Here is a 12247-nt window from a genome sequence, read left to right as displayed (position 1 = left end):
CCAACTCTCGCCCCACCCGCCGCCCGGCCCTGAAGTTTTGCGGATCATCATCTCGGGACGGCCTGCTCCGGCCCCGTACGCCCGCCGAGTTGGGCCCCGGAGGTCGCCCAAGGTGGCCACCCGGTTTTGTTGACTACCCTCTGTCACATGGATAGTTCATCTACTGCCCCGCTCTACCGGGACATCACCGACTTCGCGCATGACATGCCGTCATGGGTGCAACACCTGGCCGAGATATGGACGGAGCTCGGACTCCTGGTCTTCGGCGTCCTGTTCATCACCGGGTGGTGGCGTGCCCGACGGGCGGACGACGGCGCCCTGGCGCTGGCTGTGCTCGCACCCATTGCGACGGCCTTCGCCTATGTGGGCAGCGAGATGCTCAAGTCGGTGGTGGACGAGGAACGCCCGTGCCGAGCGGTCGTCGGGGCAGCGGCCTCGCTGGTGCCGTGTCCGCCGACGGGCGACTGGTCGTTCCCCAGCAACCACTCAGCGATCGCCGGCGCGGCAGCCGTCGCCCTGGCGATCGCCCGGCCCCGGCTGGCCTGGCTCACCGTGCCGCTGGCCCTGCTGATGGCCTTCTCGCGGGTCTTCGTCGGGGTGCACTATCCGCATGACGTGGCGGTCGGTCTGCTGCTGGGCGCGGTGGTGGCCGCCGTGGCGGTCGCCGTGCTGTACCGGCCGGCACGGTCGCTCGTCCGGACGATGCGGGGCAGCGGAGCGCCCCTGGCCGTCTGGGCGTCGGGCCCGGGGGCGGCGGCCGGCCGGTCCAGGCGGCGGGGCAAGCGGCACTGACGGCCGGGGGGCGTCTCCTTGGGCCGGTTGCCGGATATTGCGGGGACAGACGGGTGGCAATATCACCCCAAGGGCCCTGAGGAGGAGCGACACCACCGTGCGCGGAGCCGTCCTCTGCCCTTCCGTGTCAGGATCGGCAATGCGATGACTGCCATGACTTCGACACAGACGCCCCCCGCCTCCCTCCACGATCCCGTCATCGGGTGGTTCGAACAGCACGCCCGCGATCTGCCCTGGCGCCGCCCCGAAGCGGGCGCCTGGGGTGTGATGGTGAGCGAGTTCATGCTGCAGCAGACCCCCGTCAGCCGGGTCCTCCCGGTGTACGAACAGTGGCTGGCCCGCTGGCCGCGCCCGGCCGATCTGGCCGCCGAGCCGCCCGGTGAGGCGGTCCGCGCCTGGGGCCGGCTCGGCTACCCCCGCCGGGCGCTCCGCCTGCACGGGGCCGCGCAGGCAATAACTGAACGGCACGGCGGCGACGTACCGAGCGAGCACGGTCAGCTGCTCGCACTGCCCGGGATCGGTGAGTACACCGCGGCGGCCGTGGCCTCGTTCGCGTACGGACAGCGGCATGCCGTACTCGACACGAACGTCCGCCGGGTGTTCGCCCGGGCCGCGACCGGCATCCAGTACCCGCCGAACGCGACCACCGCCGCCGAACGCAAGCTCGCCCGGGCCCTGCTCCCCGAGGAGGACGAACGGGCCGCCCGCTGGGCCGCCGCGACGATGGAGCTCGGCGCCCTCGTCTGCACCGCCAAGAACGAGGACTGCACACGTTGTCCGATCGCCGGGCAGTGCGCCTGGCGGCTGGCCGGAAAGCCCGCCCACCAGGGGCCCCCGCGGCGCGGTCAGACCTACGCCGGCACGGACCGGCAGGTGCGCGGACGGCTGCTCGCCGTGCTGCGCGAGGCCGTGGCACCGGTGCCGCAGTCGGCACTGGACGCGGTGTGGGACGAACCGGTGCAGCGAGCCCGCGCGCTGGACGGCCTGGTCGCGGACGGCCTGGTCGAGCCGCTGGCCGACGGCCAGTACCGGCTGCCGCTGAGCTGAGGGTCCCTGCCGCCCTCTCCCCGCTGTTACACAACCGATGGACAGCCGTGCGTCAGCGTATGGCTGCTCCGCACAGCCCCGTGACAACAGCTCCGTAGCGTCATCGACGTCAGCCCGGCCGATCGTTGGCTGACGGCGGTTCTACGGGGATCTACGGGGACGGAGGCGGTTGGTATGGCGCAGGGCGAGGTGCTCGAATTCGAGGAGTACGTACGCACTCGGCAGGAGGCACTGCTGCGCAGTGCACGCCGACTGGTCCCCGACCCCGTGGATGCGCAGGACCTGCTGCAGACCGCCCTGGTCCGTACGTACGGCCGCTGGGACGGCATCGCCGACAAATCCCTCGCCGACGCCTATCTGCGCCGCGTCATGATCAACACCCGTACCGAGTGGTGGCGGGCCCGCAAGCTGGACGAGGTACCCACCGAGCAGCTGCCCGACGCCAGCGTCGATGACGGCACCGAGCAGCGCGCAAACCGCGCCCTGCTGATGGATGTGCTGGGCGTACTGGCTCCCAAGCAGCGCAGCGTCGTCGTGCTGCGACACTGGGAGCAGATGAGTACGGAGGAGACGGCTGCGGCGCTCGGCATGTCGGCCGGTACGGTGAAGAGCACGCTGCACCGTGCGCTGGCGCGACTGCGCCAGGAGCTGGAGAGCCGTGAGGCAGCGAGCAGGGAGGCCCGGCTCCGGGAGGAGCGGGGTCTGACGGCGGCCGACCGTGCTCCGGCCGTCGGCGCTCCGGTGCGTGCGCGGGCAACGGCGCAGGTACGGGCGCAGGCGGGCAGGCGTATGGACGAACGGGGGCGGGAGCGGTGCGCGGCCTGACAGCCAGCGGTGACAGCGGTAACGGCGACCGTGGCGGCGCAAGAGACGGCGGTGGCCGCGGGGCCACCGGCAGTCGCGGCCGGGTCCTGACCGGCTGGGCGGCGAGCACCACGACCCTGGTCGGGCTCGCCGCTTTCGGGTTGCTCGCCGTCGGCTGCTCCACCGGCGGTACCGGCACCCGTGACGAGGGTCCGGCAGGCACCCAGGCGGTCGCCCAGGTCACGCCGAGCGCCGATCCGACGTCCACGGCGAAGCCCACGCCCCGGATCGATCCCGTGGCGCTGCTCAAGCGGGACCCCAAGGTCAGCGAGCGGGTCAGGACGGATCTGGAGCCCTGCAGCGGCTCCGAGTACCCGGTGGACACCTCGTACGGCACCATGACCGGCGGCCCCTCGGCCGACGTCGTGGTGAACGTGATGACCTGCGGCGATTCGGTGGGCGTCGGAACCTACGTGTACCGCCAGCGGGGCAACGGCACGTACGAGAACGTGTTCGCCATGGAGCAGCCCGCGGTGTACGGCACCATCGACCGCGGTGATCTGGTGGTGACGGCCCAGGTGTACGAGAAGAAGGACTCGGTCGCGTACCCCTCCGGCGAGGAAGTGATCACCTACCGCTGGGCGGACAACCGGTTCAGCGAGCACGACCGGGTGCACAACGACTTCAACCGAGCCGTCGGCAGTGGGGAAGCCGGGCTTCCGCAATCCGCCGAACCGGCGGGGAACTGAGAGCAGTCCGATGGCCGAGACCCACGTCCTGTTCGTCGAGGACGACGACGTCATCCGCGAGGCCACCCAGCTGGCGCTGGAGCGCGACGGCTTCGCGGTCACCGCGATGCCCGACGGACTGTCGGGGCTCGCCGCGTTCCGGGCCGACCGTCCCGACATCGCCCTGCTCGATGTGATGGTGCCGGGGCTCGACGGGGTCAGCCTCTGCCGTCGTATCCGCGACGAGTCGACGGTCCCGGTGATCATGCTGTCGGCCCGGGCCGACTCGATCGATGTGGTGCTCGGCCTGGAGGCCGGCGCCGACGACTACGTCACCAAGCCCTTCGACGGGGCGGTCCTGGTCGCCCGGATCCGTGCCGTGCTGCGCCGCTTCGGTCATGCGTCGGGCGGGCAGCCGGGCAACGGGGAGCCGGAGCCGCAGCCCGTCGGCGGGGTGCTGGTCTTCGGCGATCTGGCGATCGACACCGAGGGCATGGAGGTCCACCGGGGCGGCCGGCAGGTGGCGCTGACCCCGACCGAGATGCGGCTGCTGCTGGAGTTCTCCGCCGCGCCCGGCACGGTGCTCTCCCGCGACAAGCTCCTGGAGCGGGTCTGGGACTACGGGTGGGGCGGTGACACCCGGGTCGTGGATGTCCATGTGCAGCGGCTGCGCACAAAGATCGGCCAGGACCGGATCGAGACGGTCCGCGGCTTCGGCTACAAACTCCGGCCATGAAGCGGTTCGCCCTGCGGACGGGTGTCCGCTGGAAGATCAGCATCGCGATCGCGGCGGTCGGCGCGCTGACCGCGGTCGCGCTCAGCTTCGTCGTCCACAACGCCGCCCGGGTCTCGATGCTGGAGAACGCGCGTGAGGTCCAGCTGGAGCGGCTGACGTACGCGCAGCTGCTGTACGAGGCGAAGAAGACGCAGAAGGCCGACCCCCGGTTCGGAGCCAAGCTCAACGACCCGACGATGCCGCGCAGCCTGCGCGCGGAGACCAACAGGAACCGGCGGGCCACGCATGTCGAGGAGACCAGGAACGGGGTGCCCGATGTGTGGGCGGCCGTGCCGGTCGGCAACGGCGATGTGCTCTCGCTGCACACCCGTTTCGCCGACCGCAGCGCCACGATCATGGGCGATCTCGACCGGGCGCTGATCATCGGCTCGGTCTCGGTGGTGTTCGGCGGCTGCGCGCTGGGTGTGCTGATCGGCGGGCAGCTGTCGCGCCGGCTGCGCAAGGCGGCGGCCGCGGCGGGCAGGGTCGCGCAGGGCAATACGGATGTGCGTGTCAGGGAGGCCGTCGGCGGTGTCGTCCAGGACGAGACCGATGAGCTGGCCCGCGCGGTGGACGCGCTGACGGACGCGTTGAACGAACGCATCGAGGCGGAGCGCCGGGTCACCGCGGACATCGCGCACGAGCTGCGTACCCCGGTGACCGGTCTGCTGACGGCGGCCGAGCTGCTGCCGCCGGGCCGCCCCACCGAGCTCGTACGGGACCGGGCGCAGGCGATGCGCACCCTGGTCGAGGATGTGCTGGAGGTGGCCCGGCTGGACAGTGCGTCGGAGCGGGCCGAGCTGCAGGAGATCTCGCTGGGTGAGTTCGTCAGCCGGCGGGTCGCGCTGCTGGACCCGGATGTGCGGGTGCAGGTCGTCCACGAGTCCTGGGTCAGCACCGATCCGCGCCGGCTGGAGCGGATCCTCGGCAATCTGCTGGGGAACGCCGCCAAGCACGGTGCCACCCCGGTGGAGGTCACGGTCGAGGGCCGGGTGGTGCGGATCCGCGATCACGGTTCCGGGTTCCCGGCGGCGCTGCTGCGTGAGGGCCCGAGCCGGTTCCGTACCGGAAGCAGCGACCGGGCCGGACACGGACACGGTCTGGGGCTGACGATCGCGGCCGGTCAGGCGCGGGTCCTCGGGGCCCGGCTGACCTTCCGCAACGCGGCGCCGGAAGGGGCGGCGAAGGGCGCGGGCGGGGCGATCGCCGTGCTGTGGCTGCCCGAGCACGCGCCGACGAACACCGGCAGCTTCCCGATCCTGCGCCTGTCCGAACAGCGCACGCCGGGCAGCGGCGACGGCCAGAGCGCGGAGTCCGGCCGCAGGCGGTCCGACGGCTGAACCGGATACGGGAGGAGGCTCCCGGGGCGCGCCCCGGGAGCCTCCTCGTGCGCGGCTCGTACACCGCTCGTGCGGCGCGAAGCGATCAGACGGCCTCGTGCTGCTTGGGTCCGGCGACCGCGGCCTACTCCTGCACACCGTTCGACGACACGGTTTCCGGGCCCGCTCCCCGCAGCGGGACCTCCTTGACGAACACCGACGCGAGCAGGGCGATCACTCCGACCGAGGCACCCACCAGGAACGCGATGTGGGTACCGGACGACACCGCGAACTGGTACGCCTCACGCATCGCATCCGGCAGCTTCGCCAGGCTCGCCGCGTCCAGCTGCGCGGACCTCGCCGTGGCTCCCCCGCCGCCGCGGGCCACCATCTCGTCCTGCACCCGCCCGGTGAACAGCGCCCCCATGATCGCGACACCGAAGGAACTGCCGAGCGTACGGAAGAGGGTGGTCGCGGAGGAGGCGACTCCCATGTCCTTCATCTCGACGCTGTTCTGCGCGACGAGCATGGTGATCTGCATCAGGAAGCCCATGCCCGCACCGAGCACCGCCATGTAGATGCCCGAGGTGAACCGCGTGGTGCCGGTGTCCATCTGCGACAGCAGGAACAGACCGGTCACCATCAGGACCGAGCCCACCACGGGGAAGATCTTGTACCTGCCGGTGCTGGTGGTGACCCGTCCCGCGATCAGCGAGACGACCATCATCGACAGGAGCATCGGCAGGAGCAGCAGACCCGAGTTGGTCGCCGACGCGCCCTGGACGGACTGCTGGAACAGCGGCAGGAAGAGCACCGCACCGAACATCACGAAGCCCGACATGAAGCCGACGACGGACATCAGGGTGAAGTTGCGGTTCCGGAAGATGTGGAGCGGAATGATCGGTTCTGCAGCCTTCGTCTCGACGAAGAGGAAGCCGACGAGCGAGGCGACACCGATCGCTATGAGCTCCATGATCACAGCGGAGTTCCAGTCGTACTCCGAACCGCCCCAGGTGGTGACCAGCACGATCGCGGTGATACCGAGGGTCAGCAGACCCGCGCCGAGGTAGTCGACCTTCGCCTCGGTGCGCTCCCGCTTGGGCAGGTGGAGCACGGCGGTGACCATGGCGAGGGCGACCGCGCCCAGCGGCAGGTTGATGTAGAAGCTCCAGCGCCAGCCGAGGTGGTCGGTTATGGTGCCGCCGACCAGCGGTCCGCCGATCATGGCGATCGCCATCACACCGGCCATCATCCCCTGGTACTTGCCTCGCTCGCGGGGCGGCACCAGGTCGCCGATGATCGCCATGACGCCGACCATCAGGCCGCCCGCGCCGAGTCCCTGGACCGCCCGGAAGCCGATCAGCTGACCCATGTCCTGGGCCATTCCGCTCAATACCGAGCCGATCAGGAAGAGCACGATGGACGTGAGGAAGATGCCCTTGCGCCCGTACATGTCGCCGAGCTTGCCCCAGATGGGGGTGGAGGCCGCGGTGGCCAGCGTGTACGCGGTGACGACCCAGGACAGATGTTCCAGGCCGCCGAGGTCACCCACGATGGTCGGCATGGCAGTGCCGACGATCAGGTTGTCCAGCATGGCGAGCAGCATCGTGATCATCAGGGCGAGCATCACCACCTGGACGCTGCGCTGCCGCTTCTCGGGTTTCCCGACAGGCCGGTCGTCCACCTCTCCGTCCGCCGCCTTCTTCAGGTCCGACATGGTCCCCACTCCCCTGATCCCCTGTGCGTACCGGGCACTTACTTGCCGCCCGGCTAGTTGACTACACTGGGGAAAGTAGACCCGTAACTAGCCGGGCGTCAAGTAAGTATCGAGGGAGAGCGCCATGGGCAGCACACCGCAGCCGCGCCGGGGCAACACACGCCAGCGCATTCAGGACGTCGCCCTGGAACTCTTCGCCGAACAGGGCTACGAGAAGACCTCACTGCGCGAGATCTCCGAGCGGCTGGATGTCACCAAGGCCGCGCTGTACTACCACTTCAAGACCAAGGAAGACATCCTGGCCAGCATCTTCGACGACCTGAACCGGCCGGTCGAGGAGCTGATCGAGTGGGGCAGGGGCCAGCCCCACAGCCTGGAGACGAAGAAGGAGATCCTGCGCCGCTACAGCGAGGCGCTGACCGCCGCCGCCCCGCTCTTCCAGTTCATGCAGGAGAACCAGGCGACCGTACGGGAGCTCAGCATCGGCAAGACCATCAAGGACCGCATCGTCGGACTGGTCGATCTGATCAGGGAACCCGATGCTCCGCTGGCCGACCAGGTGCGCTGCTTCACCGCGCTCTTCACGATGCACGCGGGCATGTTCGCCCTCAAAGACTTCGAAGGCGACCCCGAGGAGAAGCGCAAGGCCGTCCTCGAAGTCGCCTTCGATCTGGTCACCCGGGCGCACAGCCCGGGGTCCGCCGAGTAGGGCCGGACAGGCCCTGAGGGGTGCGTCCCGGTCGGGTCAGACCATGACGCCGTGCTTGTGCAGGAACGAGACCGGGTTGATCGCGGAACCGTAGTTCGGCGTGGTCCGGATCTCGAAGTGCACGTGCGGGCCGCTGGAGTTTCCGGTGTTGCCGGAGAGGGCGATCTTCTCGCCCGTCTTCACGGTCTGGCCGATGTGCACATCGATCCGCGACAGGTGGGCGTACTGCGAGTACACGCCGTTGCCGTGGCTGATCACGACGGCATTGCCGTACGCGGGGCCGTCACCGCCGCCGTTCGGACCGGCCTTCACGACGGTGCCGCCGTGCGCGGCCTTCACCTTGGTGCCGATCGGCACGGCGAAGTCCTGGCCGGAGTGCTTGTGGGCCCAGCGCGCGCCGTCATTGCCGAAGGACGCGCTCAGCACATAGTGGCGCACCGGAGTCTCCCAGGCGGCAGCGTTCTTCACGGCCGCCTTCTTGACCGCCGCACGTTCAGCCTTGGCCGCCTTGCCCTGCGCGGCCGCCTGCTTGGCGACCGATTCGGCCGCACTGATGTTGATCAGGTTCGCGGCGTCGGGGGCACCCGCCGTGCCGGCCGCGAACGCAGCGCCCACACCGAGAACCATCGACGTCCCCAGACCGGCTGCCACGACGGCACCACGGACACGGGACAGGGACGGACGACGGGAGTGGAACGAAACGCGCTTCGACATAAGCGGAGAACCTCCGGAGACGACTGGACCCGACGCTTCCGCCGGGCTGGTCATCCCTTGGTAACCCGCAACCACACCAATGCTCAAACACCCCATCTACGAACAAAAGCCGTAGCATGAGCCCCGGGAATTCACCGGCACAGGTTTCGTGCGCCCCATTTCCGGACTCATCGAAACTCTCGTTTCGGACAGGTTTAACCCCAGTTCCAAACCGCCCTAATCGGACTAAACATGGCGATCCGGGCTTCTCTCCTCCCACCTCCGAAAACCCCTCTCCACGCAGGGGCAAAGGCCCCCGCCGCGATCACGGCGCCTGCCCCTATCACCCCTAGTAGGCCCGGAACGGGCTGTGTGCCTTGTCACTGGCGATGGGGCCTGAGGCCGTCCGATTCGGGGCCTTCGGCCTGCAACCCGACTACGCTGACACGGCGACCGGCTCAGCTCCCGGGGGACAGGCCATGGCCAGTGACGCCGCAGGCACAACGGGGCGGCGCAGCCCGGTCGCCCCCGTGCGGCTCGGCGTCCTCCCCAGCGGCCAGGCGCTCCCCGGCTGCGAGATCACCGGCTCCCCCGACATCCAGCAGTACGGCCCCGAGCAGCATCTGGAGGCCGACCAGTACGCCGCCACCGTCCTGCCCGTGGCCGGACGCCTGCGCGGCCTGCTGGTCCGCGAGCTGGACGGCCCGCCGCCCGTCCGGACCTCCGTCGTTACGGGGCATGTCCGGCGGTCCGGTCCTGGCCGGGAACGTCCTGCTCGGCATCGCGATGCAGATCCCCCCGGCAACGCGGCGGCCGGCGAGTGGACTGCGTGCCGCTCGCCACTGACGGCAGCACCGCGGGCACGGCGGCACGGCAAAAGGGGCTGCCCCGGACCGTTCTCACGGTTCCGGGGCAGCCCCTTCAGATGCTCAGGCGCTCAGGAGCTTCCTTACACGTCCTTCGACATGTTCGGGCCCGCGCCGCCTGCCGCCTGCTCGATCGGGGGGACGTCGGGCAGAGCCGACTTCTCCTCGCCGCGGAAGGTGAACTTCTTCTCCTCACCCTCACCCTCGGTGCCGACGACCACGATGTGACCGGGGCGCAGCTCACCGAAGAGGATCTTCTCGGAGAGGATGTCCTCGATCTCGCGCTGGATCGTCCGGCGCAGCGGCCGGGCGCCCATCACGGGGTCGTAGCCCTTCTTCGCCAGGAGCGACTTGGCTTCCGAGCTCAGCTCGATGCCCATGTCGCGGTCCTTCAGGCGCTCGTCCACCTTGGCCAGCATGAGGTCGACGATCTGGATGATGTCTTCCTCGGTGAGCTGGTGGAAGACGACCGTGTCGTCGACACGGTTAAGGAACTCGGGGCGGAAGTGCTGCTTGAGCTCTTCGTTGACCTTGTTCTTCATCCGCTCGTAGCCGGTCTTGACGTCACCCTGGGCGGCGAAGCCCAGGTTGAAGCCCTTGGAGATGTCCCGGGTCCCGAGGTTGGTCGTCATGATGATGACCGTGTTCTTGAAGTCCACGACCCGGCCCTGGGAGTCGGTCAGGCGACCGTCTTCCAGAATCTGGAGCAGGGAATTGAAGATATCGGGGTGGGCCTTCTCGACCTCGTCGAAGAGGACGACGGAGAACGGCTTGCGGCGCACCTTCTCGGTGAGCTGGCCACCCTCTTCGTAACCCACGTAGCCGGGGGGAGAACCGAAGAGGCGGGAAACCGTGTGCTTCTCGCTGAACTCCGACATGTCGAGGGCGATCAGCGCGTCCTCGTCGCCGAAGAGGAATTCGGCGAGCGTCTTGGAGAGCTCCGTCTTACCGACACCCGACGGGCCGGCGAAGATGAACGAGCCACCGGGGCGCTTCGGGTCCTTCAGACCGGCTCGCGTACGGCGGATCGCCTGCGAGAGGGCCTTGATGGCGTCCTTCTGGCCGATGACGCGCTTGTGGAGCTCGTCCTCCATGCGCAGCAGACGGGAGGACTCCTCCTCCGTCAGCTTGAAGACCGGAATGCCGGTCGCGGTGGCCAGGACTTCGGCGATCAGCTCGCCGTCGACCTCGGCCACGACGTCCATGTCGCCGGCCTTCCATTCCTTCTCGCGCTTGGTCTTCGCGGCGAGAAGCTGCTTCTCCTTGTCGCGCAGGGACGCGGCCTTCTCGAAGTCCTGCGAGTCGATCGCGGACTCCTTGTCGCGGCGGACGCCCGCGATCTTCTCGTCGAACTCGCGGAGGTCCGGCGGCGCGGTCATCCGGCGGATGCGCATCCGGGAACCGGCCTCGTCGATCAGGTCGATCGCCTTGTCCGGCAGGAAGCGGTCCGAGATGTACCGGTCAGCCAGCGTCGCGGCCTGGACCAGCGCCTCGTCCGTGATGGAGACGCGGTGGTGGGCCTCGTAGCGGTCGCGCAGACCCTTGAGGATCTCGATGGTGTGCGGCAGCGACGGCTCCGCGACCTGGATGGGCTGGAAGCGGCGCTCGAGAGCGGCGTCCTTCTCCAGGTGCTTGCGGTACTCGTCGAGCGTCGTGGCGCCGATGGTCTGCAGCTCGCCGCGGGCCAGCATGGGCTTGAGGATGCTGGCGGCATCGATCGCGCCCTCGGCGGCGCCCGCACCCACCAGGGTGTGGAGCTCGTCGATGAACAGGATGATGTCGCCGCGGGTGCGGATCTCCTTGAGGACCTTCTTCAGGCGCTCCTCGAAGTCACCGCGGTAGCGGGAGCCGGCGACCAGCGCACCGAGGTCGAGGGTGTAGAGGTGCTTGTCCTTGAGGGTCTCGGGCACCTCGCCCTTGACGATGGCCTGCGCCAGTCCTTCGACGACCGCCGTCTTGCCGACGCCGGGCTCGCCGATGAGAACCGGGTTGTTCTTGGTACGGCGGGACAGCACCTGCATGACCCGCTCGATCTCCTTCTCGCGCCCGATGACCGGGTCGAGCTTGGATTCGCGAGCGGCCTGGGTGAGATTCCGGCCGAACTGGTCGAGCACCAGGGACGTGGAGGGAGTGCCTTCCGCGGGGCCGCCCGCGGTTGCCGCCTCCTTGCCGCCCGAGTAGCCGGAGAGCAGCTGGATGACCTGCTGCCGCACCCGGTTCAGGTCGGCGCCCAGCTTCACGAGGACCTGGGCTGCGACGCCCTCGCCCTCGCGGATCAGGCCGAGCAGGATGTGCTCGGTGCCGATGTAGTTGTGGCCGAGCTGGAGGGCCTCGCGGAGCGACAGCTCCAGGACCTTCTTGGCCCGGGGCGTGAAGGGGATGTGCCCGGACGGGGCCTGCTGGCCCTGGCCGATGATCTCCTCCACCTGCTGGCGGACCGCCTCGAGCGAAATCCCGAGGCTCTCCAGGGCCTTAGCGGCGACACCCTCACCCTCATGGATAAGGCCCAGGAGGATGTGCTCGGTGCCGATGTAGTTGTGGTTGAGCATCCGGGCTTCTTCCTGAGCCAGGACGACAACCCGCCGCGCGCGGTCGGTGAACCTCTCGAACATCGTTAATCGCTCCTCAGAGCGGTCAGGCAGTAAGGGGTCGGTCCCCTCCCTGTCCTTCCGCAGCTTAGTCCCGCAAGCGGGGACCGCTCATTCCAACTGCCGACACCGTCCTAGGCCTCCTGCCCCGAACGCCGACATCTGCTCCAACCCGATGGTGCGAGACGATGTTCCCGCAGGCCAGGCAG

Annotated in this window: 11 protein-coding genes; 7 read left to right on the top strand and 4 right to left on the bottom strand. The window is 69.2% G+C overall.

Annotation, left to right across the window (positions count from 1 at the left end; all coding sequences use genetic code 11):
- Window positions 1-147: 147 nt before the first annotated feature.
- From OG609_RS22885 to cseC, 6 genes are all read left to right on the top strand, one after another.
- Window positions 148-792 carry a phosphatase PAP2 family protein gene (locus OG609_RS22885; RefSeq protein ID WP_327274521.1) on the top strand — a complete coding sequence of 215 codons (645 nt, stop codon included), beginning with the start codon at window positions 148-150 and terminating at the stop codon, window positions 790-792.
- A gap of 144 nt (window positions 793-936) precedes the next feature.
- A complete protein-coding gene (locus OG609_RS22880; protein WP_327274520.1) occupies window positions 937-1839 on the top strand; it encodes an A/G-specific adenine glycosylase in 903 nt (300 codons plus the stop codon).
- A 174-nt stretch (window positions 1840-2013) separates the two neighbouring features.
- On the top strand, window positions 2014-2664 hold the full coding sequence (locus OG609_RS22875) for a SigE family RNA polymerase sigma factor (protein ID WP_327274519.1): 651 nt from the start codon (window positions 2014-2016) through the stop codon (window positions 2662-2664).
- Window positions 2652-3392, top strand: coding sequence for a hypothetical protein (locus OG609_RS22870; RefSeq protein ID WP_382902946.1), 741 nt, complete (start codon window positions 2652-2654; stop codon window positions 3390-3392). The genes OG609_RS22875 and OG609_RS22870 overlap by 13 nt, the downstream gene beginning before the upstream one ends.
- A gap of 10 nt (window positions 3393-3402) precedes the next feature.
- A complete protein-coding gene (gene cseB, locus OG609_RS22865) occupies window positions 3403-4107 on the top strand; it encodes a two-component system response regulator CseB (RefSeq protein ID WP_327274518.1) in 705 nt (234 codons plus the stop codon).
- Window positions 4104-5486, top strand: coding sequence for a two-component system sensor histidine kinase CseC (gene cseC, locus OG609_RS22860; protein ID WP_327274517.1), 1383 nt, complete (start codon window positions 4104-4106; stop codon window positions 5484-5486). Before cseB ends, cseC begins: the two co-directional genes overlap by 4 nt.
- Window positions 5487-5610: 124 nt before the next feature.
- Here cseC and OG609_RS22855 read toward each other — a convergent pair whose 3' ends face one another.
- Window positions 5611-7182: an MDR family MFS transporter gene (locus OG609_RS22855; protein ID WP_327274516.1), complete on the bottom strand. Its 1572-nt coding sequence runs from the start codon at window positions 7180-7182 to the stop codon at window positions 5611-5613.
- Between the two features lie 124 nt (window positions 7183-7306).
- Between OG609_RS22855 and OG609_RS22850 the strand changes: the two genes are divergently transcribed.
- The gene (locus tag OG609_RS22850) at window positions 7307-7891 is read left to right on the top strand and encodes a TetR/AcrR family transcriptional regulator (protein ID WP_327274515.1); all 585 of its coding nucleotides are present in this window, start codon (window positions 7307-7309) and stop codon (window positions 7889-7891) included.
- A 36-nt stretch (window positions 7892-7927) separates the two neighbouring features.
- Here the strand turns inward: OG609_RS22850 and OG609_RS22845 are convergent, their stop codons facing one another.
- The 3 genes from OG609_RS22845 to OG609_RS22835 form a co-directional block, all read right to left on the bottom strand.
- Window positions 7928-8605, bottom strand: a complete 678-nt coding sequence (locus OG609_RS22845) for a M23 family metallopeptidase (RefSeq protein WP_327274514.1) — start codon at window positions 8603-8605, stop codon at window positions 7928-7930.
- Window positions 8606-9042: 437 nt separating this feature from the next.
- On the bottom strand, window positions 9043-9366 hold the full coding sequence (locus tag OG609_RS22840) for a hypothetical protein (RefSeq protein ID WP_327274513.1): 324 nt from the start codon (window positions 9364-9366) through the stop codon (window positions 9043-9045).
- 167 nt (window positions 9367-9533) lie between these two features.
- A complete protein-coding gene (locus tag OG609_RS22835) occupies window positions 9534-12062 on the bottom strand; it encodes an ATP-dependent Clp protease ATP-binding subunit (RefSeq protein ID WP_093894034.1) in 2529 nt (842 codons plus the stop codon).
- Between the last annotated feature and the right edge of the window lie 185 nt (window positions 12063-12247).

The organism is Streptomyces sp. NBC_01224 (assembly GCF_036002945.1).
In the GTDB taxonomy this organism is placed as follows: Bacteria; Actinomycetota; Actinomycetes; order Streptomycetales; family Streptomycetaceae; genus Streptomyces.
Note: the sequence above shows the minus strand (reverse complement) of the source record. Positions and strands in the feature narration are given on the sequence as shown.